Below are 21,099 nucleotides of genomic sequence, written 5' to 3'. Positions count from 1 at the left end.
AACGGCAACTCGACGGTCTACCTGCAGGCCGGCACGGTCAACGACGTCTTGAAGGCGATCGACCTTGCCACCGGCGTGCAGACCGCGACGATCAACGCCAACGGCACCGCGACGCTTGGGACCGCCACCGGTCAGTCGAATTCGACGATCAATACGTCCGGTCAGCTCAAGATCTCGACCGGCGTCAACGCCGACCTCTCGATCACCGGCACCGGCAATGCGCTGAACGTGTTCGGCCTCGCCGGCAATACCGGCAACGCGACCGCTTTCACCGCGGCCCGCACCTCCGGCATCGGCGGCATCGCCGGCAAGACCTTGACCTTCTCCTCCTTCAACGGCGGCACGGCGGTCAACGTCACCTTCGGCGACGGCACCAACGGCACGGTCAAGACGCTCGATCAGCTCAACACCAAGCTGCAGGCCAACAACCTGTCTGCGACGATCGACGCCAACGGCCTGCTGACCATCACCGCGTCCAACGACTACGCGTCCTCGACGCTGGGCTCGACGGCTGCCGGCGGCGCGATCGGCGGAACGCTCACCTCGGCGCTGACCTTCTCGACGGCCTCCAACCCCGTCCAGGATGGCGTTGCCCAGACGGCGCGTGCCAATCTGGTGTCCCAGTACAACAACATCCTGAACCAGATCGACACGACCTCGCAGGACTCCTCGTTCAACGGCGTCAACCTCTTGAACGGCGACCAGCTCAAGCTGGTGTTCGACGAGACCGGCAAGTCGAGCCTGAACATCACCGGCGTGACCTACAACTCCAAGGGTCTTGGTCTTGCTGCCCTGACCGTCGGCGTCGACTTCATCGACAACGCCGCCGCCAACCGGGTGCTGACCAACCTGAACGCCGCGTCGAGCACGCTGCGCTCGGAAGCCTCGAGCCTCGGTTCGAACCTCTCGGTCGTGCAGATCCGTCAGGACTTCAACAAGAACCTGATCAACGTGCTGCAGACCGGCTCGTCCAACCTGACCCTAGCCGACACCAACGTCGAGGCGGCCAACAGCCAGGCGCTGTCGACCCGCCAGTCGATCGCGGTCTCCGCGCTGTCGCTGGCCAACACCTCGCAGCAGAGCGTGCTCCAGCTGCTCCGCTAATAAGAAGCTGAAATTACTAAATAAAATCGGGCGGCGGGGTCATTTGCCCCGCCGCTCTTTTTTGCGTCCGGCGGCGGGCAGGGGCGTTCACCGGCGGTTAACCCTATCGATTAAACCGGCGTTAACCATACTTTAAAGGACACCTCCTAAAACTGGACAAAAGCCCGCTTTCGAGACCGCGCGGCCGATTCGTATCCGGTTCAAGAGGAAGACTCGCCAATGTCCAACATCGTTCTCTCGGCGTCCGTTCGCCAGAACCTGTTGTCGCTGCAGTCGACGGCCGACTTGCTGGCCACGACGCAGGAGCGGCTGTCGACCGGCAAGAAGGTCAATACCGCGCTCGACAATCCCACCAACTTCTTCACGGCGCAGGGGTTGGACAACCGGGCAAGCGACATCAGCAACCTGCTCGATGGCATCAATAATGGTGTCCAGGTGCTGCAAGCCGCCAACACCGGCATCACCTCGCTGCAGAAGCTGATCGACAGCGCCAAGTCGATCGCCAACCAGGCGCTGCAGACTACGGTCGGTTATTCCACCAAGTCGAACGTCTCCACCACCATTCCCGGTGCGACGCCGGCCGACTTGCGCGGGACGACCTCCTATGCAAGCGCGACCGCCAAGAGCAACGTGCTCTATACCGGTGCTGCCGGTGGCACGACCCCGGTCACCGGAACCGCCGCACTTGGCGCCTCGCTAGGCTCGAGCGCCGGCACATTGGTCGGATTTGCGGCGACCGCGGCCGACGGCACCACCGTGCTCAGTGGCACCGCCACGCTGGTCGGCACCACCGCTTCCACCACCTTCGGCGCCGCGCCCGCGGATGGCGACACCATCACGGTGAACGGCAAGTCCATCACCTTCCGCACCGGCGTCGCTCCGGCCACGCAGCCGACGGGCTGGGGCCTCGACGCCAGCGGGCACATCGCCACCGACGGCAACGGCAATTCGATCGTCTATGAGGGAACGGCGGCGGCGCCCGCGGCGACCATCAACGACGTCCTCACCGCGATCGACCTCGCCAGCGGCGTCAAGACAGCTACAATCAGTGCGGGTGCGGCGACCATCGCGGTCAGCGGTTCGGCGGGTCCCGTCGGCACGCTTCAAGTCGCATCGTCCATCACCGGCGGCCAGGTCACGCTGAAGAGCTCGACCGGCGCCGATCTGAGCGTGACGGGCAAGGCCGACTTCCTCAACAAGCTCGGTCTGACCGCGGCGACCGGCGCAGGCAATGCAAGCGTGACCGCGAACCGGTCGACAACCGCCGGCTCGCTCGGCTCTCTCGTTCAGGACGGCTCGACGCTGAACATCGATGGTCACACCATCACGTTCAAGAACGCGCAGACGCCGCAATCGGCGGCGAGCGTCACGTCGGGTGGCGTCAGCGGCAACATCGTCACCGACGGCAACGGCAACTCGACGGTCTATCTCCAGAGCGCGACGTTGACCGACCTGCTCAACGCGGTCGACCTTGCCACCGGCGTCAAGACCGCGAGCCTCTTTAACGGCGCGGCGACCCTGTCGACCACTGCGGGCCAGATCCCGTCGTCCGTCAACAGCAGCGGTCAGCTTGCGCTCTCCACCGGCATCAACTCCGATCTTTCGATCACCGGCACCGGCAACGCCCTTAGCGCGTTCGGCCTCAGCGGCAACACGGGAACGGCGACCGCCTTTACCGCGGCGCGAACCTCCGGTGTTGGCGGTGTCAGCGGCAAGACCCTCACCTTCTCCTCCTTCAACGGCGGTACGCCGGTGAACGTCACCTTCGGCGACGGCACCAACGGCACCGTCAAGACGCTCGATCAGCTCAATGTGCAGCTTCAGGCCAACCACCTGACGGCGACGATCGACGCCAACGGCGTGCTGACGGTCACCACCGTCAACGAATACGCCTCCTCGACCCTTGGTTCGACGGCGGCGGGCGGCGCGGTCGGTGGTACGCTCACCGGCGTGCTCGCCTTTACCACTGCACAGCCGCCGGTTCAGGATCCCGTCGCGCAGACGGCGCGTTCGAGCCTGGTCAGCCAGTTCAACAACATCCTGGCGCAGATCGATACGACGTCGCAGGACTCGTCCTTCAACGGCATCAACCTGCTCAACGGCGACACGCTGAAGCTGGTCTTCAACGAAACCGGCAGCTCCACGCTCGGCATCAACGGCGTCGTGTTCAACGCGGCCGGCCTCGGCCTCAGCAATCTCGTTCCCGGCACGGACTTCATCGACAACGGCGCCACCAACAAGGTGCTGGCCAGCCTGAATGCCGCCTCAAGCAGACTGCGCTCGGAAGGCTCCTCGCTCGGTTCGAACCTCTCGATCGTGCAGGTGCGCCAGGACTTCTCCAAGAACCTGATCAACGTGCTGCAGACCGGCTCGTCCAACCTGACGCTCGCCGATACCAACGAGGAAGCGGCCAACAGCCAGGCGCTGTCGACCCGCCAGTCGATCGCGGTGTCCGCACTGTCGCTGGCCAACCAGTCGCAGCAGAGCGTGTTGCAGCTGCTCCGCTAATTTCGAGGCGCAAGATCGCCACACGATATATCGCGGCGGGGCTAACGCTCCGCCGTTCTTTTGAGGGAGATCGCTAAGACAAGATTAGCTGAGATCGACACGCATCACGCGAAGCGAATTTACATCGTGCGTGCGTGGATCTAGCGTTGCGCCGACGAAGAGCTCCGTGACCCGTAATTATCCGGAGGGCTTCCAAGCACAACACGTAAGCAAATCTTAAGCGGTGCTGCCTAGGGTTGGGAAAGAAATCCTTAAGCGCGTCCAACGCGCTAGGTAACCTCCAGGGTGTGATTGATGTCGAATTCCGCTGCCTCGGCTTATGCGCGTGTTGCAACAACCACCGCATCTCCTCGCGACATCGAGGCGCAGACCCTGCTCAAGGCCGCGAACAAGCTCCAGGATGCGGTGAACAACGCCGATCCGCTCAGCGAGCAGACCATGCAGGCCCTGATGTTCAACCGCAAGCTCTGGACCATCTTCCTGAGCGAGGCGATGCGCGACAACAATCCGCAGCCGATCGACGTCCGGCAGAAGATCGCCAACATCAGCGTGTTCGTGCTGAGCCAGACCGCCGCGCTGCAGATGAGCCCGCAGTTCGATCACTTCCGTCCGCTGATCGAGATCAACCGCAATATCGCTGCGGGCCTGTCCGGACGGCCGTGACGAGGACACGTGATGGTCGGCATCGCGAGCATTTGCCAGCGATTGCCTCGGCCAGCTCAATACGCGATCGTCAGGCGCTGACGTCGGTGCTGAGTGGACGCGAGGGCTCGGACTTCATATCCATTGCATGGAAATAGGCCCGCCGGCGCAGCATCGCTTCGTCGGGGAACTGGTTGACCACCGCGTCGGTCCTCTCGTTGACGACCTGGAAGACGAAGGATGCGGCCGCCTGGTCGAACACGACCTGGCGCGAGACGTTCTCGTGGTTCGGCAGATCGTTGCGCACGGGCGCGCCCGTATCCGCCGCGGCGACCGTCTGGCGCACCGGAAGATCAGTCTGCACAGCCTCGTTCGCCGCCGCATTGGACGTCGTGACGATCTGCACGGGGGCCGGGATCCCCACCGGCCTGATGCTGAAATCTGTACTCATGGCAGCCTCCTGGTTGCCTAATGTGAGTCAAATCCCAACCCCTCTAATAACGCAACCATGGAACACCAGGACTGAAGACCCGGTAAGGAAACGTGACTAACCGCGCGACGATTTCGCCGCGCGGTTTTTCGTAAAATTGTCGCTTGTTCTTGTGGCGCTCAGCTCAGAGCGAGCGGCTGACCGCCAACGGCGTGATGTGGCGCGGACCTGGAGCTGCGCGGCGACCAGCGGCCGTATAGGTGTTCGGCACGTTGCGCTTCTGGAGCTCGGCATTGACGCCGCGCACGACGCTTTCGGAGACCGCGTGCGCGGTCGCGAGCACGGTGAGATTGACCTGGAGCATCGCGCGGAACGCATCGTGGTGGCGGTGCAGCGTCGAGAGCAGCTCCGGCGCGGATTTCGCAAGCTGCGCCTGGTTTGCCTTCAACTGGCTGACGGCGCCGACATAGTTTCGCGACAGCTCCTGCTTCTTGCTCTCGAGCGTCATCGCCTCGCGGACCTTGCCGGCGCGAACCAGCTCGGTCTCGCGCTCGATCAGTCCGAGCAGCGCACTCATCGCGTCCATCAGGTCTTCGGCGAGCTTGCGCGCCTCGGCGCTGCCGGGCGCGGTGTTCGGGCGCTGTTGCATCGGCTGACGTGAGGCGTTGAAATGGTTCATCTCGTTTGACCTTATGCCGTGCGGATCGTTTTCGCCTGCTGCATGATGAGGGTGCGGTAGACTTCGGTGGCGATGCCGACGCCGCCGGCCTTGGCGAAGTTCTTGGAATATTGCTCGGTCAGCATCGAGCGCCACACGCCGGTGCCGGGCGTGTCGCCGAACGGGCCTTCGCCTTTCAGGCCCGATGTCATCTGCGAGAACATGTTGTTGAGGAACATCGCCTCGAAGTCGGTGGCGGTCTTCTGCGCCCTGGCCTGCTGCTTCGGCGAGACCTTTTGTAGGGCGGCGGCGAGCTCGAAATCGGGCCGGCCGTTGCGGCTCTCGACCGAGAAAGCCGAGGAGGTGGCGAGGCGCGGTGTGCTGATCGTGCTCGCCTGCATCACATCACCTCGATGTCGGCTTCGATCGCACCGGCGGCCTTGATTGCCTGGAGGATGCTGATCATGTCGCGCGGACCGATGCCGAGACCGTTGAGGCCGTCGACGAGCTGCTGCAGCGAGACGCCGTCCTTGACGACGGCCAGCTTCTTGCCGTCCTCGGTGACGGTGACGCTGCTGCGCGGCGCGACCACCGTGCGGCCGCGCGACAGTGGGTTGGGCTGACTCACCTGTGGGCTCTCGGAGATGGTGACGGTGAGGTTGCCCTGCGCCACCGCGACGGTGGCGACGCGGACGTCGCGCCCCATCACGATGATGCCGCTGCGTTCGTCGATGATGATCTTGGCGGCAAGATCCGGGTCGACCTGGAGTTGCTCGATCTCGGTGAGAAAGGCGACGACGTTGCCCTTGAACTCGGGCGGGACCGAAAGCTGGACCGTGGAGGGATCGATCGGTTCGGCGGTCTTGACGCCGAGATAGTCGTTGACCGCGGCCGCGATCCGTTTGGCCGTGGTGAAGTCGGCATTGCGCAGCGCCAGGCGCACGTTCGGCAGCCGATTGAGCGCGAACTCGATCTCGCGCTCGATGATGGCGCCGTTGGCGATGCGTCCCACGGTCGGAACGCCGCGCACGATCTTGGCCGCCTCGCCCTCGGCCTGGAATCCGGAGATCGCGAGCGAGCCCTGCGCCACCGCGTAGACATTGCCATCGGCACCTAACAGGGGGGTGACGAGCAGGGTGCCGCCCTGGAGGTTCTTGGCATCGCCGAGCGCGGAGACGGTGACGTCCATGCGCGTGCCCTGGGTGGCGAAGGCCGGCAGGTTGCCTGTGACCATCACGGCTGCGACGTTGCCGGTACGGATGGTGGCGCCGCGGATGTTGACGCCCATGCGCTCGAGCATCGCCTGCAGCGATTGCTTGGTGAAGGGGATGTTGTTGAGCGTGTCGCCGGTGCCGTTAAGGCCGACGACAAGACCGTAACCGATGAGCTGGTTCTGCCGCACGCCTTCGATATTGGCGAGGTCCTTGATGCGCGAAGTCGCAGCCGCCGGCGCGAGCGACAGCACCAGCGCCGACAGCGCGGCGCAGGCCACCCCAACAATCCTCACCCAACGAACGCTTGGCATCCTCTGCTCCCCAAGGATCCTCAAAGGGCTCCTCAAATCGGAAGGACCTGCACGACACTCCCATGACGAGCTGGTCCGGCGCTGTCCTTGCGAGGGCTGTGCCAACCCGGGGCGGAAGGGATAGGCCGCTGAATAGGTTGAATAAATCTGTTTCGACCGGTGTCAGCGAGCGTTGTCCCTGAGGAGCGAAACTGCCGCCCGTCGGCAGATTTTGCCGGGCCGTTTACGCGCCGTTAACCATAAGACGGCGAAGGTGACCGCATCGATCACCCGGATTCCCTCCGATGCGCATCTACGGACCGAACGGCACGACGCTTGGAACGCCGGCCAACCAGGCCAGGCGGACCGGCTCCGGCACCTTCGTGTTGCCCGACACCTCGTCGGCGCAGGAGACCCGGAGCGCTGCCGCACCGAAGGCCGCCACCAACATCGACGGGCTGCTCGCGCTGCAAGGCGTCGAGGAGGATCCGGTCGAGCGCCGCAAGCGCTCGGTCACCCGCGGCAGGACCGCGCTCGACGTGCTCGACGATCTCAAGATGGGCCTCCTGGCCGGCAATCTCGACGCCTCGACCGTGATGCGCTTGCGCGATGCTGCGGCGAACCTGAAATCGTCCTCGGGCGATCCCGGTCTCGATGCAGTGCTCTCCGAGATCGAGCTGCGCGTCGAGGTTGAGCTCGCCAAGGCCGGACGGGCTTAATCGTCATCCGTCACCCTGAGGTGCGCGCCCTGCAATGCAATTGCAGGGCAAGCCTCGAAGGGCGACGGCCCCGCTGAAGCATCTCGGCCGTGCATCCTTCGAGGCTCCCCATGGGACGCGTTGCGTCCCATGCCTCGCGCCTCAGGATGACGGGACTGCTATTGGATCTTCGCCGCACCCCTTACGCCGCTTCCTCCTTCTGCTGCGCGTCGTAGCGGCGCTGGGCGGCGAGAACGTCTTTCAGATTCTGCTCGGCCCAATCGCGCAGCGGATCGACTGCGCCGGCGAGCGTCAGCCCGAGCTGGGTGATCGAATATTCCACCGTGACTGGCACGGTCGCGATGGCATGGCGCTTGATCAGCCCGTCGCGTTCGAGCGATTTGAGAACCTGGCTCAGCATCTTCTGCGAAATGCCTTCGATCGTGCGGCGCAAATGATTGAAGCGCATCGGCTCCTCGCGCAGCAGCAGCAGGATCAGCACCGCCCATTTGTCGCCGATGCGATCAAGGATCTGGCGCGTGGGGCAGTTCGCTGCATAGACGTCGGGTTTCATCGTCGGTCCTCGGAATCCATGTTCGTCGCTTGCGCCACGCGTGGCGGTTACCCTTGCGTAATCAGGTAAGCACAAAGTGCTCTCTTAACACTAGCATTCTTTGCGATATCTAGTCACTGCTAGTTACCATAGAAGCAAAGGAGCCTTCCATGAAAATCGCAGTTGCCGGCGCCTCGGGTCGGGCCGGGTCGGAAATCACCAAGGAACTGTCGCGACGCGGCCATGCGGTTACGGCCATCGCCCGGAACCCCGAGAAGATCGCGGCCCTGCCGAACGTCACGCCGACCAAGGGGGACGTGCTCGACCAGGCGGGTCTTGCCAAGCTGTGGGCTGGGCACGACGTCGCCGTGAGTTCCGTGCACTTCCTGGCCAGCGACGCGCGGAAGTTGATCGGTGCGGCGAAGGACGCCGGGGTTGGTCGTTACCTCGTCGTCGGCGGCGCTGGCAGCCTCGAGGTCGCGCCGGGCGTGAAACTGGTCACGACTCCCAATTTCCCGGCCCAATATAAGGCGGAAGCGGAGGCAGGCTCGGCCTTCCTCGACCTCTTGCGGCAGGAAAAGGATTTGAACTGGACCTTCATTTCGCCGTCGGCCCTGTTCGTCGAAGGGGAACGCACGGCCAAGTTCCGCCTCGGCACCGATCAGCTTCTCGCAGATGCGAACGGAAAAAGCTGGATCACCTTCGCCGACTACGCCATTGCGCTCGCCGATGAGATCGAGCGGCCAGCCCATCTGCGGCAGCGTTTCACGGTCGGTTACTAGGCTTTCGGCGGTCCCCGGGCCCTCCAGGATAAACCTTCCTGTGCAAGGGCTTGGGGGCGCCAGCCGGGGCTTCAGGGAAATATTGTCTGTCACAGGAGGCCACTATATAAGGCCCGGCTCAACGGACCCTGTTTCCGTTGCGAGTCGTTGATTAGACAGATAGGCCGCCCTTGGAAAAGTTGAAAAACTACCGACCGACCGAAAAAGAGCCTTTCATGAACGACCGGCAGAAGGAGTACTTCCGTTTGAAGCTCCTCGCCTGGAAGGATGAGATCCTCAAAGAGTCCAAGCTCACCCTGCAAGCCTTGCAGGAGGAGAACGTGAACCACCCCGATCTCGCCGATCGGGCATCGTCCGAAACCGACCGTGCCATCGAGCTCCGTGCCCGCGACCGCCAGCGCAAGCTGATCGCCAAGATCGACGCCGCGCTCCAGCGTATCGAGGACAACACCTACGGCTATTGCGAGGACACCGGCGAGCCGATCTCGTTGAAGCGGCTCGAGGCCCGGCCCATCGCGACGCTCTCGGTGGAGGCGCAGGAGCGCCACGAGAAGCGCGAGAAGGTCTATCGCGACGAATAGAGCCCGAGCCGCCGCGTGCGGCTCTTTTGTTTTTGGCTCACGGCGTCGCTTGAACGCCGCTGGTACGGCGCGTAGATTCGCGCCGCCATGATGATTTGCACTCTCAACATCGCATCGGTCTTCTTCCTGGGCTGAGCGCAGGCGCCTCCGCCGCGGCGCAAGTTCGACTTGCGGCTTCCCAACCGATTGAGCCAGCCGGTTCCGCAGCGAGCGGACGATGAGGGCTGGCGAGCCTTTGAGAGATCATCATGACTGCCAATCCACGCGCGTTGGACTGAGCTCGCCGAGGCCGCCCGCGCCATCATCTGGCGCGATCTGCCATGCAGCGAGCACGACCCAGCGAGCTGGACCCGGCCCGTGGTGCGGCTGCCCTATTATGGCGGCCCGCCGTTCCGGGATGCCATCGACACCGCCGTGCTCCATGCCGCCTTCGACCAGATCGTCGGGCAGGGGCGGTGGCGGCCGCGACGCGACGTCGGCACCTTTCCGGTGCGTTTTCCGCACCCGGACGATCCGGGCGACGACGGCTGGCATGTCGATCTCAGCTTTCCCGGCGAGGCCAGCAACCCGAACGAGACGCAGGATTTCTCGGCCTGGCGCGTCAACATCACCTCGCGGGGGCGGGCGCTGCTGCTGCTGTTCCTGTTCTCCGATGTCGGTGACGACGATGCGCCGACGCGGATCCGGGTCGGCTCGCATTTGCCGATGGCGCGCTACCTGGCGCCAGCCGGCGATGCGGGGCGGGCGCACATGATGCTGGAGCAGATGGGGTCCGATTGTCCGGTGGCGCTCGCGACCGGTGCGGCCGGCACGGTCTATCTCTGTCATCCCTTCCTGGTTCATGCCGCGCAGAAGCATCGGGGAACGCGACCGCGCTTCCTGGCGCAACCACCGCTGCATCTCGCCGAACCGTACCGGCTGGAGCGCAGCGAGGGCGATTACTCGCCGGTCGAGGTCGCCATCCGCCTCGCGCTTGGACGCATTTGACGGAAGCGATGTCATTGCACGCGGCGTTTTGGCGGGTTCCTGCGCCACAACGCCGCTGTCGTCCGACGCCAATTGCCGGGATCGCGAAAAATGAATCGCGATCAATGGGCTAGAGTCGAATCCTGCATGCTCACGTGAGTTCGCATGAGAAAAAGCCTTCACTTCAGGTGCGGGAAGTTTTGCGAGTCGCATCAAGGAGATCGACCGGCATCTTGAGACGGCGGCGCAGCGGTTTCGCGCATCGCTGCAATCAGGGTCTCGTTCCGCGCGGGGCGGGCGGGCCTGGGCGCGTGGCTCCATAAAGACCGGACCAACTCAATATTTCCTTAAGCGGCGGGAGCCCCCCGTATTCGGCCCGGCTGAGCGCCGACCAGCGCTTGTCAGGCGCGGACGGGGATGCTGAACTGAGCGGCAATGTTGCGTAGCGTGGGAGGCGGCGCCGATGGATAAGATTCTCGAAGCCGCAAAGGCGATCGCGCTGGCGCGTCGCAATCATGCGCCGCTCGCGGCGCTGGAGCGTCCCCCCATGGATGAAGCCGAGGGCTACCAGGTCCAGCGTGCGGTGCACGATCTGCTGCTGCCGCATCTCGGGCCGCTGGTCGGCTACAAGATCGGCTGCACCAGCCAGGTGATGCAGGACTATATCGGCATCCCGCATCCCTGCGGCGGCGGCGTGTTCCAGAAGGGCGTGCACGACACCGGCGCCAAGCTCGCCGCCTCCAACTATGTCCGGGTCGGGGTCGAATGCGAGATTGCGGTGCGGCTGAAGCGCGACCTTGCCGCCGGCGAGGCGCCGTTCACGGCCGAATGGGTCGGCGAGGCGGTCGAGGCCTATCATCCCGCCATCGAGATCGTCGATGACCGCTACGTGAAGTGGGAGGCGATGGGCGCCCCGACGCTGATCGCCGACGACTTCTTCGCCGCCGGCTGCGTGCTCGCCCCGGCGGTTCCGCGCTCGTCGGTGCCGGACCTGAAGGCGGTCAAGGGCCGCGCCATCCTCAACGGCGAGGAGGTCAGCCACGGCACCGGCGCCGACGTGCTCGGTCATCCGCACAACGCGCTCGCCTGGCTCGCCAATCATCTCGCCGCCGAAGGCAAGGGTCTTCACGCGGGACAGCTCGTGCTGACGGGCAGCCTGGTCAAGACGCTGTGGCTGAAGGCCGGCGACAAGGTGCGGATGGAACTGGACGGGCTGGGAGCGGTGGACGTGAAGTTTACCTGAGGGGCACCGGTAGTCCCCGCAGTCATTCCCCGCGAAGGCGGGCAATCCAGTACGCAGCGCTGCACCAGTACAATCACGAATATCTCGGAGTACTGGATCGTCCACCTTCGCGGACGATGACAGAGGGGTGGCTTGAATGCTGTACCCTCATCCACGTCATTGCGAGCGAAGCGAAGCAATCCAGAACCCCTTGGCGGAGCAATTCTGGATTGCTTCGCTTCCGCCTTCGCTCTTTGAGCTCCGGCGGACGAGCCGCTGGCAAAGACCGCGTGCGGCGACAGCGTTGCCAAAATGTCGCGAGCCTCTCTGGTGATGTGCAGTTTCTGTCTCCATCCGACAGAGATATCTTGCGCCCGCCGGCGATCGGGTCTATGAGCCCCGTCCCATTCAACCTGCGCGTTCAACAATGAGGAGACCAACCGTGAACAGTCTGTGGCGATCGACACGCTCCGTGCCGACGCTCTCACTGCGTCCGGCTGACAGTCATCCAATCATGTTGAACGACAATGGCACATTCATTGATTCAGCGCCGGCGGGAGGCCGAGCGCGCGCGGGTTGAAGCCTACGAGCTGTCGCTGCGGCATGTGTCGCAGCGGACGCGTCCTCCACCGGATTTCGAGACCGCGATCTACGAGGCCAGGCGTGGCTTCGAGGCCGACATCGTGCGCGATGCCGAGGCCTGGAAGCCGCGGATGAAGACTCGCGATGCCGCGCGTCTTCGTCTTGCCGCGGCTCGCTATCTCTTCGCGCGCTATCCTGTCGCAGAACATCTGGAGCAGATCTGGATCGACGGCGCGGGACTGGGCGCCGGCGAGATCCATTTGCGCAAGCGCTGGTATATCGCGGCGGCCGGCGGCGGTTCGCTCTACACTGCCGGTGCGGCCGAATGGCTGTCTCGCAAGGAGGTCCATGCGTTCCTCAATCCGTTGGGGAGCGTTGGCTTCGAGGCTGCGATCTGGCAGGCGATCGCGCGATCCTATGCGAACGATCCCGCCATTGCGATGCGGATCGCACGCACCAGGATCACGCAGACGCCGCGCGCTCAGAATCGCTTTTGGCGCGAGGTGGTGCGCTTCTTCTGCGCGCATCCCACCACGGTCGAGGACATGGATGACTTCCACGATTACCTCGCCGATTGCCACCGGCGTGATCCGGAGTACACCCTCAAGGGGCGTTCACTGATCTCGCTTGGTCGGCAGATGCGCGAATGGCATCGCGATCTCGATGCGATCGCTCGTATCGAGGCCGCACGCCGTCGCGCCGAGGCTGCGCGAAACCGTGCGCGTGGGCTGGCAGCAAGCCCCGAGCAGATCGAGGACCGTTGGCTCGGTGCAGCGATCGCGGACTGGTCATGGACCAAGTCGTCCAAGGACCGGGCCAAGCGTGAAGAGTATGTTGTGGTCCAGTTGCGGACCGCAGCCGATCTCGTGGCCGAGACGCGGGGTATGCGCCACTGCGTTGCCTCTTACGCGACAAAGTGCATTGCCGGGCAGGCGTCGATCTGGTCGCTCCGTCGCCGTGCCTCGGGCGACGTCCAGCGGCTGCTGACCATCGAGCTGGATTCCCGTTCCCGGGCGGTTCAGGTTCGCGGGTTTGCAAACCGTCCGCCGCTCGCGGAGGAGAGCAAGATCCTGGAGCGGTGGGCGCAAGCACGCGGGATCATGATGCTGTGAGAGTTGCCTGCGCCGCTTTCCGCGGCGCAGGCAAAATACATGCGGCCCTCGCCAGGGGAGCTAGCGAGGGCCGCGTCGTACATCGTCGTTCGCGCCTTAAGTTCGCGAACACGATGTGGGAGCTCTTGAAGAGACTTAGAAGGGCAGCAGCACGTCCATGACTTGCTGGCCGTAGCGCGGCTGCTGCACGTCCGTGATCTGGCCGCGGCCGCCATAGGCGATGCGGGCCTGCGCGATCTTGCTGGAATCGATGGTGTTGTCGCTCTGGATGTCTTCGGGGCGGACGATGCCGGCGACCACGAGTTCGCGGATCTCGTAATTGACACGGATCTCCTGCTTGCCCTCGACCACGAGGTTGCCGTTCGGCAGCACCTGGGTGACGACCGCGGCGACGTTGGTCTGCAAGGCTTCCGTGCGGTTGACCGAGCCCTTGCCGTCGCTGGAGGCGGTGGAGCCGGCGGTCAGGAGGCTGCCGGGTAGGATCTTGTTGGCCTGCGTGATCGTCTTCGCGCCGAGGAAGTCGGTGACCTGAGAGTTTTCCGAGTTGGTGCGGCTGCGCTGGGTCTCGTTGGCGATGTTGGCCTTGTCGGTGAAGTTGACGGTCACCGTGAGGAGGTCGCCGACCTGGCGGGCGCGCTGGTCCTTGAAGAAGGCGCGGCTGCCGTTGCGCCACAGCGAGTTCGGATTGTAGGAGGCGACTTCCGGCTTCGGCATCGGCATCTGCACCGGCTTGTAGCCCGGCTGCGCCGTCGGATTGTCGATCGCGGACAATTTCGGCTGCTCGCCGATCTGCGACAGACGGTCGATCGAGGAGCAACCGCCCAGCGCGCAACTGGCCAGCAGCAGCGCAGAGATCGCTATGCGACGAAGACGGTAAGCCGAACTGAAAGCGGACATGACGAACTCTTACTTGGCTTGAGCTTGCGAGACGCGAGCTTGCGGGATCTGGGCTTGTGCGATCTGGGCCGGCGAGGCGGGGGCCTGCACTAGGTTCCGGACGAGGGCTGCGGTGTCGACAGGGGCGGGCGCCTCATCGCGCTTGAGCGAGGAAGTCTGCTCGACCGCGGGCGCCATCGGTGCCGACTGGCTCGCGCCCTGGATCGTCACCTGGCCGCGGCCGGTGACGACGCCGGTCAGCGTCCGCTTGGATTGCACATTGAGCACGCTGACGGTGTCGCCCTCGGCGCCGCTCTCGATCGCCTTGCCGCGCGAGGTGAGATAGAGGCCGGGCACCTGGTAGATGATGGTGACGTTCTGATCGCGCACCACGAAGTCGGGCTTGACGATGTCGGCGGCACGGAGCGGGGTGCCCGCCCGCATCGGCCGGCGCAGTTGCATGCCGACGCTGCGGTCGCGCGAGGCGGGCTCGCCGGTGACCTCGGCCTTCGGCCGGCGTTCCAGCGTGACGTCGGAGGACTTCAAGAGATCGAGACGCTCGATGTCGCGCGTCAGCACGGCCACTTCCACCGTCTCGATCGCGGTCCCGGTGAAGCGCAGCTTGGTCGGGGTCGGATTGCTGTCGTTGGCAATCTCGAAGGCGATGTCGAACCGGCCGCTGCGGGCGTCGTAGCGGGTTGCGACCGGCTGGAGCGTGCCGGAGTTGGAGGCATCCAGCCGCATCTCGGCGACGCCGCGGTCAAAGGTGACGGTGATGTTGGCGGCGTCTCCGAGGCCGAAGCGGCGCTCGAGCGCCGAGGCGACGGCGGTTTCGAGATCCTTGTTCGCGAGCGTGCGGGCGAGGCGGGTGACCTGGACCTCCTTGAGGTCGCCGGTCATCACGCCGATCACCTGTTTTGCGCGGAGCACCGACAGCACCTGCGCGACCGTCAACGTGCCGGTGGTGCCGAGATCGGGCGAGCGGTAGACCGGGATCAGCGCGGTCGAACCGGCATTGTCGATGAGATCGCCGACCCGCACCACGTCCGAGGTCACGGTGACGCTCGCGCGCAGCGTCGGCGAGGCGATGAAGTCGTCCGCGGCCGCTGCCGGCAGGGCCAGCGCGAGCAGGGCGGAGATGGTGGCGAGGGTGGTGCGGATCATCATCATTGCTTCAGTCTTGGCCTCAGCGGAACAGCGCCGTGGTCGATTGCATCATCTGGTCGGCGGCGCTGATCACCTTGGCGTTCATCTCGTAGGCGCGCTGGGCGGCGATCAGGTCGCTCATCTCCGAGACGACGTCGACATTGGCCTGCTCGAGGCTGCCCTGGGTGATCTTGCCGTAGCCCTCGGAGTTCGCGGTGCCGTCCTGCGGCGGGCCGGACGACGGGGTCTCGGTGAACTGGTTGCTGCCGACCGGCTGCAGGCCCGCCTTGTTGATGAAGCGGGTCACGCCGATCTGGCCGACGATCGTAGAAGTCGACGAGCCCGGCAGCGTCACCGAGACCTGGCCCTGCTCGCTCACGCTGATGCCGGAGGCGTTGTTCGGGATCGTGATGCTCGGCTGCACCGGGTTGCCTTGGGCGGTGACGACGCGGCCCTGATTGTCCATCTGGAAGGTGCCGTCGCGGGTGTACTGGTAGGTGCCGTCGGGCATCAGGATCTTGAAGAAGCCCTCGCCGGACATCGCGAGGTCGAGATCGTTGCCGGTCTGCGACAGCGTGCCCTGCGTCATGCTGCGCGGCGTGCCGACGGTCTTGACGCCGCCGCCGATGTCGACGCCGACGGGCAGGATGGTGCCCTGGTCCGAGGCCTGCGCGCCGACGCGGCGGACGTGCTCGTAGATCAGGTCCTGGAACGCCGCGGTCTGCTTCTTGAAGCCGGTGGTGCGCAGGTTGGCGATGTTGTTGGAGATCACCTGAACGTTGAGTTCCTGTGCTGCCATTCCGGTCGCTGCGGTGTGAAGCGCCTGCATGTCAGTTCTCCCTCAATCAGGCCGGAACGTCGGCGAGCTTCTCGATCGCCGATTTGTGGAGGTCGCTCTGCTGCTGGAGCAGATTGGCGATGGCGGTGTAGCTGCGCATGACTTCGACCATGCGGGTCATCTCGCCGACCGAATTCACGTTCGACTTCTCGACATAGCCCTGGCGAACGCTGCTGGATTTGGCATCGGGCTGCAGGGTGGCGGAGCCGGCGGCATAGAGATTGGCGCCGAGCTTGGTCAGCTTGGTCGGATCGTCGAACGAGGCCATGCGGATCTTGCCGCGGATCGAGTCGGTCTTGGCGGTGCCCTCGAGCACCGTGATGGTGCCGTCGGGCGCGACGTTGATGTCGTGATCGGTCGGCTGGAAGGTGATCGGCCCGCCGGTGCCGAGCACCAGATTGCCGTCGGGGGTGACGAGCTGGCCGGTCGAGTTGAGCGAGAACTTGCCGTCGCGGGTGAACATCTCGCCGCCATTGGCCTGCACCGCGAAATAGGCGTTGCCGTCGATCGCCATGTCGAGCGGGTTGTTGGTCGGCTCCATCGGCCCCTGGCCGATGTCGCGATAGGTGCCGCGGTCCTGCACATAGGAGACACGGCGGTCCGCGCCGATGAAATTGTCCTCACGCGCGTTCGAGTTGAGGTACTCCTCGAACAGCGAATGGTCGGCCTTGAAGCCGTTGGTGTTGGCATTGGCGACGTTGTTGGCGATGACATCCATCTGCCGTTCCAACGTCATCTGCCGTGACAAGCCGATCAGAAGCGCATTCTGCATCGGAAATCTCCCCTGAGCGGATCTGCCATTTCGCTCTCCCAAGCGCCTTGGCGGACCCCGTGAACGAGACCGTCGGGTTCTCCCAAACCGTCGGGTCTCGGCCCTTTCTCAGCGAAAGCCGTGCCAACCTGGAAAACTTCGTAATTTCAGTGGCTTGCTGATTTCGAAGGGGCGCAGGAGGGCGGCAGAAAGGTTCTGTTAGCCATGTCTGCCCGGCAGATTTTTCCTAGTGGAGGCCCAATTGAAAGATTCCGTTAACCATTATTACCGTAGCGTTTGCCATGAAGAGGAGCGCATTGCGCCGGGGCATTTGTATCGCGTCCTTGTCTTAAGGCTTCGCTCTTTCGACCCCTTTGAGAGATCCGGGCGCGGCGACCATGGCAGAGAATGAAGCGGAAGGCGGCGCGGCTGCCGAAGGCGCGGAAGCCGCTCCGCCGAAGAACAAGCTCAAGCTCATCATCATGGCCGTGGGCCTGCTCGCCGTTCTCGGCGGCGGCGCTGCGACCTGGTTCTTCTTCTTCCGGCACGGCGACGACGAGCATCATGCCGAGGCCGCGCCTCCGCCGAAGCCGCCGTCCTTCGTCGACGTCCCCGACATCATGGTCAACCTGGCCGGCGCGCCCGGCGAGCGCGTGCAATATCTGCGGCTGAAGATCGTGCTGGAGCTGAAGGAAGAGAAGCAGATCGAGGCGATCAAGCCGACGATGCCGCGCGTCACCGACATCTTCCAGACCTATGTGCGCGAGCTGCGGCCCTCCGACCTCAACGGTTCCGCCGGCATCTTCCGCCTCAAGGAGGAGCTGACCAAGCGCGTCAACGCGGCGGTCGCTCCGGTCCAGGTCAGCGCGGTGCTGTTCAAGGAAGTCGTGATCCAGTGAGGACGCTGCGGAAGGTGATGGGCTAGCGTCATGGCCGGCAACGAGCAAATGGACCAGGATGCGATTGCCGCCCAATGGGAGGCGTCGCTCGATTCCGAGGATCCCGCCGAGGCCGCGAAGGCTGCGGCCGAGAACGAGCTGTCGGAGACCATGGCCCTGCAATGGGCGGCCATGGTCGAGGACGGCAGCCGCGATCTCGGCAGCGGCAAGAATTCCGGTGAGCGGGTGCTGTCGCAGGAGGAGATCGACAATCTCCTCGGCTTCACCGTCGGCGACGTCACCCTGGACGACCATTCCGGCATCCGCGCGATTATCGATTCGGCGATGGTCTCCTACGAGCGTCTGCCGATGCTCGAAATCGTCTTCGACCGCCTGGTGCGGCTGATGACGACATCCTTGCGCAATTTCACCTCCGACAACGTCGAAGTCTCGCTCGACCGCATCACCTCGGTGCGCTTCGGCGACTACATGAACTCGATCCCGCTGCCCGCCGTCCTCACCGTCTTCAAGGCCGAGGAGTGGGAAAACTTCGGCATGGCGACGGTCGATTCCAACCTGATCTATTCGATGATCGACGTGCTGCTCGGCGGCCGCCGCGGCACCAGCCAGCTCCGCATCGAGGGCCGGCCCTACACCACGATCGAGACCGAGCTGGTCAAGCGGCTGGTCGAGGTGGTGCTGGCCGACGCCGAGCAGGCGTTCCGGCCGCTGTCGCCGGTGACCTTCACGATCGACCGGCTCGAGACCAACCCGCGTTTTGCCGCGATCAGCCGTCCCGCCAATGCCGCGATCCTGGTGCGCCTGCGCATCGACATGGAGGACCGCGGCGGCAACATCGAGCTGCTGCTGCCTTATGCGACCATCGAGCCGATCCGGGGCGTCCTGCTCCAGATGTTCATGGGCGAAAAGTTCGGCCGCGACCCGGTCTGGGAAGGCCATTTCGCCACCGAGATCGTGCAGGCCGAGATCGCCGTCGATGCCGTGCTCTACGAGGCCGACATTCCGCTCAAGCAGCTGATGCGGCTCAAGGTGGGCGACACCCTGCCGCTGGACATGCGCGCCGACGCCAACGTCACCGTGCGCTGCGGCGACGTCACGCTGACCGAGGGGCGAATGGGCCGGGTCGGCGACCGCGTCGCCATCCGCGTGACGAAACCCTTGCGCAAGCCAAGTACGACACTTGCGATGTTCGAGAAGGTGGACGAGCAGAACAAGATGATGGAGGCCCCATGAACCACTCCCTGGGAATGGCGATCGAGACGCTGGTGGCTATCCTGCTGATGCTGACGATCGTTTATTGCGTCATGCTCAACAAGCGGCTGACGCGGCTGAAGGCGGACGAGCACTCGCTGAAGGCGGTGATCGGCGAGCTGATCACCGCGACCGAGATCGCCGAGCGCGCGATCGGCGGGCTGAAGCTGGCGGTGCGCGACGTCAACGAGAACCTCGGCAGCCAGCTCGCCGCGGCGACGCAGATGTCGGACCAGCTCTACAAGCAGCTCGGCGAGGCCGACAACGTGGTGCGGCGGCTGTCCAAGATCGCGATCGCGGCGCGCCCTCCGGAAACGGTCGTTGCGCCCGCAGCCAAGCCGTCGACGGCGAAGGCGGTGGCGGCTGCGGCCGAAGCCTTCTCCGAGCGCCGACGATCCAATGGCCTTGCCGCATGAAGTCAGGGGTATGAAGTCCTTTCGTAACATCCGCGTCATCCCGGTCGTCCTGGTTGCCGTCGCAGGCCTCGCCACGCTGAAGGTGGCGGGCCTCGTGATCAATGGCGGCTATGTGTTCGACTACAAGCCGAACCAGGCCAAAAAATCCTGGGCGCAGGAGAATCTGAATTTCCCGACCGGCCGCGAGGAGCCGGAGATCATCACCGGCTCGACTCATGGCGCGCCGAAGGAAGCGCCCAAGCCCGCCGCGCCCGAGACCAAGCCGGAAGGCACCGTGGTCAAGGTCGACGAAGCCCAGCCGCAGGTCTCGGCCTCCGAGCGCGCGATCCTCGAGCGGTTGCAGGCGCGCCGCCAGGAGATCGAGGCCCGCCAGCGCGAGATCGACATCCGCGAGAGCCTGTTGAAGTCGGCCGAGAAGCGCATCGAAGGCAAGGTCGAGGAGATGAAGGCGGTGGAAACCCGCATCTCCGCGACGCAGGCCGAGCAGAAGGCCGCCGAAGCCCAGCGCATGAAGGGCCTCGTGACCATGTATGAGGGCATGAAGCCCAAGGACGCCGCACGGGTGTTCGACCGGCTCGAGATGGGCGTGCTGATCGAGATCGCCTCGGCGATCGCGCCGCGAAAGATGTCGGACATCATGGGACTGATGTCGCCGGAGGCTGCCGAGAAGCTGACGGTCGAGATGGCCCGCCGTGCCAATGGCGGCGGCGATCAGTCGGCCTCGGCGGCGGAGCTGCCCAAGATCGACGGCAAGCCGACGCAAAAGCCGAATTGAGGGCGCGAGGCGAACGGCGCTTTCGCGAGCCGGCGCGTTGTCGTTCGGCTGGCGCCCCGCGAGAGGCCTTGCGGCGCCTAGCTCGCGAAGACCTGTTGCACCCTGCGAACAGGCGGGCGCAACTGCTTCTCCACCTGAGGAAGAGTATCGGCCTGCTGCTTGATCAGCGCTGCCTTCGTGACGCGAGTCACGAGCTGCAGGGTGCTATGGCAACAGGAGCACTCGTATATTTTCAGGGCATATCCTCTGGCGATCGGAACGATCGCTACGACCGCTCTTGCCCTGCTACACACAATGCAACCGGCTTCTCCGCTCATTGATTACCCCCAAAGCTAACCAATGCGATTCGCATCGCCGAGGTCACATCTGAGTCAGAGTCGCGCGCGAACTGCAACGCCCCGAAGGTTGTGAGTGGGCGCGCTCAGCAACTCCTCAATGCGGCAGATCAAGCTCCCGTGGCGGATGCAGTCGAAGCTGGCGGCATCTTCTGAGACTGCGATGAGTTGACGCGCGCAGGTGTGAAGTGGCGTACAGTGGCGCTCAAGGCCCGGTCCTACGCTTTGGCTAGTCGCAATCGGCAGCGCAGGAGGAGGCCATGAACTACTCGTCCGCAGCAGAACGCGTCATCGAGGCCCTCAACCGGCTGCTCATCGCGGCGATGACATCGGCGTGGACATCCGCCCTCAGCCATCAGCATGCAGAGCCGCCAGAAGGCGACGACGGCAACGATGATGAATCTTCTCTCGACGGAGAGAGCTCCTCGGCGCCGGAAGGCGCCGGCAAGCAACATTGAAGCCGCAATCGG

At 64.5% G+C, this 21,099-nt stretch carries 22 protein-coding genes and 1 pseudogene; 14 read left to right on the top strand and 9 right to left on the bottom strand.

Translation table 11 applies throughout. The features are described from left to right. From GGD65_RS38685 to flaF, 3 genes are all read left to right on the top strand, one after another. The coding region (locus GGD65_RS38685; protein WP_183238607.1) for a DUF1522 domain-containing protein at positions 1-1,104 on the top strand (1,104 nt) is incomplete at its 5' end. Positions 1,105-1,323: 219 nt separating this feature from the next. Beyond that, positions 1,324-3,612, top strand: a complete 2,289-nt coding sequence (locus GGD65_RS38680; RefSeq protein WP_092262745.1) for a DUF1522 domain-containing protein — start codon at positions 1,324-1,326, stop codon at positions 3,610-3,612. Positions 3,613-3,906: 294 nt separating this feature from the next. Further along, positions 3,907-4,275 carry a flagellar biosynthesis regulator FlaF gene (gene flaF, locus GGD65_RS38675; protein WP_008554779.1) on the top strand — a complete coding sequence of 123 codons (369 nt, stop codon included), beginning with the start codon at positions 3,907-3,909 and terminating at the stop codon, positions 4,273-4,275. A gap of 70 nt (positions 4,276-4,345) precedes the next feature. Here flaF and GGD65_RS38670 read toward each other — a convergent pair whose 3' ends face one another. The 4 genes from GGD65_RS38670 to GGD65_RS38655 form a co-directional block, all read right to left on the bottom strand. Further along, positions 4,346-4,705, bottom strand: a complete 360-nt coding sequence (locus GGD65_RS38670; RefSeq protein ID WP_018321837.1) for a hypothetical protein — start codon at positions 4,703-4,705, stop codon at positions 4,346-4,348. A gap of 163 nt (positions 4,706-4,868) precedes the next feature. Continuing rightward, entirely contained in the window at positions 4,869-5,363 is a 495-nt protein-coding gene (locus GGD65_RS38665; protein ID WP_018321838.1) for a hypothetical protein, read from the bottom strand. 11 nt (positions 5,364-5,374) lie between these two features. Further along, positions 5,375-5,743, bottom strand: a complete 369-nt coding sequence (gene flgJ / locus GGD65_RS38660; RefSeq protein ID WP_183238606.1) for a flagellar assembly peptidoglycan hydrolase FlgJ — start codon at positions 5,741-5,743, stop codon at positions 5,375-5,377. After that, positions 5,743-6,867 carry a flagellar basal body P-ring protein FlgI gene (locus GGD65_RS38655; protein ID WP_026202627.1) on the bottom strand — a complete coding sequence of 375 codons (1,125 nt, stop codon included), beginning with the start codon at positions 6,865-6,867 and terminating at the stop codon, positions 5,743-5,745. Before GGD65_RS38655 ends, flgJ begins: the two co-directional genes overlap by 1 nt. A gap of 284 nt (positions 6,868-7,151) precedes the next feature. Here GGD65_RS38655 and GGD65_RS38650 point away from each other — a divergent pair, with 284 nt between their 5' ends. Beyond that, positions 7,152-7,565, top strand: coding sequence for a flagellar assembly protein FliX (locus tag GGD65_RS38650; RefSeq protein WP_018321841.1), 414 nt, complete (start codon positions 7,152-7,154; stop codon positions 7,563-7,565). A gap of 181 nt (positions 7,566-7,746) precedes the next feature. Here the strand turns inward: GGD65_RS38650 and GGD65_RS38645 are convergent, their stop codons facing one another. Next, positions 7,747-8,118, bottom strand: a complete 372-nt coding sequence (locus GGD65_RS38645; RefSeq protein ID WP_018321842.1) for a helix-turn-helix domain-containing protein — start codon at positions 8,116-8,118, stop codon at positions 7,747-7,749. A gap of 149 nt (positions 8,119-8,267) precedes the next feature. Between GGD65_RS38645 and GGD65_RS38640 the strand changes: the two genes are divergently transcribed. The 5 genes and pseudogenes from GGD65_RS38640 to GGD65_RS38620 all read left to right on the top strand — a co-directional run bounded on the left by GGD65_RS38640 (position 8,268) and on the right by GGD65_RS38620 (position 13,342). Next, positions 8,268-8,879 carry an NAD(P)-dependent oxidoreductase gene (locus GGD65_RS38640; RefSeq protein ID WP_183238605.1) on the top strand — a complete coding sequence of 204 codons (612 nt, stop codon included), beginning with the start codon at positions 8,268-8,270 and terminating at the stop codon, positions 8,877-8,879. A gap of 215 nt (positions 8,880-9,094) precedes the next feature. After that, a complete protein-coding gene (dksA, locus tag GGD65_RS38635) occupies positions 9,095-9,460 on the top strand; it encodes an RNA polymerase-binding protein DksA (RefSeq protein ID WP_008554760.1) in 366 nt (121 codons plus the stop codon). 276 nt (positions 9,461-9,736) lie between these two features. Beyond that, positions 9,737-10,447 (top strand): annotated as a pseudogene (locus GGD65_RS38630) (phytanoyl-CoA dioxygenase family protein); the annotation flags it as partial. Between the two features lie 442 nt (positions 10,448-10,889). Continuing rightward, entirely contained in the window at positions 10,890-11,669 is a 780-nt protein-coding gene (locus GGD65_RS38625; RefSeq protein WP_018321845.1) for a 2-keto-4-pentenoate hydratase, read from the top strand. 506 nt (positions 11,670-12,175) lie between these two features. After that, positions 12,176-13,342, top strand: coding sequence for a PcfJ domain-containing protein (locus GGD65_RS38620; protein WP_183238604.1), 1,167 nt, complete (start codon positions 12,176-12,178; stop codon positions 13,340-13,342). A 135-nt stretch (positions 13,343-13,477) separates the two neighbouring features. Here GGD65_RS38620 and flgH read toward each other — a convergent pair whose 3' ends face one another. The 4 genes from flgH to flgF are packed head-to-tail and all read right to left on the bottom strand — an operon-like array spanning position 13,478 to position 16,974. Next, a complete protein-coding gene (gene flgH, locus GGD65_RS38615; protein WP_018321847.1) occupies positions 13,478-14,239 on the bottom strand; it encodes a flagellar basal body L-ring protein FlgH in 762 nt (253 codons plus the stop codon). A gap of 9 nt (positions 14,240-14,248) precedes the next feature. Continuing rightward, positions 14,249-15,382 carry a flagellar basal body P-ring formation chaperone FlgA gene (gene flgA / locus GGD65_RS38610; RefSeq protein ID WP_183238612.1) on the bottom strand — a complete coding sequence of 378 codons (1,134 nt, stop codon included), beginning with the start codon at positions 15,380-15,382 and terminating at the stop codon, positions 14,249-14,251. 22 nt (positions 15,383-15,404) lie between these two features. Next, positions 15,405-16,193 (bottom strand): flagellar basal-body rod protein FlgG, encoded by a 789-nt coding sequence (flgG, locus tag GGD65_RS38605; protein WP_018321849.1) that lies wholly within the window; start codon positions 16,191-16,193, stop codon positions 15,405-15,407. A gap of 16 nt (positions 16,194-16,209) precedes the next feature. After that, complete coding sequence (flgF, locus tag GGD65_RS38600) at positions 16,210-16,974, bottom strand: flagellar basal-body rod protein FlgF (protein WP_018321850.1); 765 nt, start codon at positions 16,972-16,974, stop codon at positions 16,210-16,212. Between the two features lie 377 nt (positions 16,975-17,351). Between flgF and fliL the strand changes: the two genes are divergently transcribed. The 5 genes from fliL to GGD65_RS38575 all read left to right on the top strand — a co-directional run bounded on the left by fliL (position 17,352) and on the right by GGD65_RS38575 (position 21,087). Continuing rightward, a complete protein-coding gene (gene fliL, locus GGD65_RS38595; RefSeq protein ID WP_018321851.1) occupies positions 17,352-17,852 on the top strand; it encodes a flagellar basal body-associated protein FliL in 501 nt (166 codons plus the stop codon). Positions 17,853-17,882: 30 nt separating this feature from the next. After that, positions 17,883-19,085: a flagellar motor switch protein FliM gene (fliM, locus tag GGD65_RS38590; RefSeq protein WP_018321852.1), complete on the top strand. Its 1,203-nt coding sequence runs from the start codon at positions 17,883-17,885 to the stop codon at positions 19,083-19,085. Beyond that, a complete protein-coding gene (locus GGD65_RS38585) occupies positions 19,082-19,519 on the top strand; it encodes a DUF6468 domain-containing protein (protein WP_018321853.1) in 438 nt (145 codons plus the stop codon). The genes fliM and GGD65_RS38585 overlap by 4 nt, the downstream gene beginning before the upstream one ends. A gap of 10 nt (positions 19,520-19,529) precedes the next feature. Continuing rightward, a complete protein-coding gene (locus GGD65_RS38580; protein WP_018321854.1) occupies positions 19,530-20,294 on the top strand; it encodes a MotE family protein in 765 nt (254 codons plus the stop codon). A 595-nt stretch (positions 20,295-20,889) separates the two neighbouring features. Next, a complete protein-coding gene (locus GGD65_RS38575) occupies positions 20,890-21,087 on the top strand; it encodes a hypothetical protein (protein ID WP_179737832.1) in 198 nt (65 codons plus the stop codon). The last annotated feature ends 12 nt before the right edge of the window (positions 21,088-21,099 follow it).

Origin of the sequence: Bradyrhizobium sp. CIR18 (assembly GCF_014198295.1) — a bacterium.
Lineage (GTDB): Bacteria > Pseudomonadota > Alphaproteobacteria > Rhizobiales > Xanthobacteraceae > Bradyrhizobium.
Note: the sequence above shows the minus strand (reverse complement) of the source record. Positions and strands in the feature narration are given on the sequence as shown.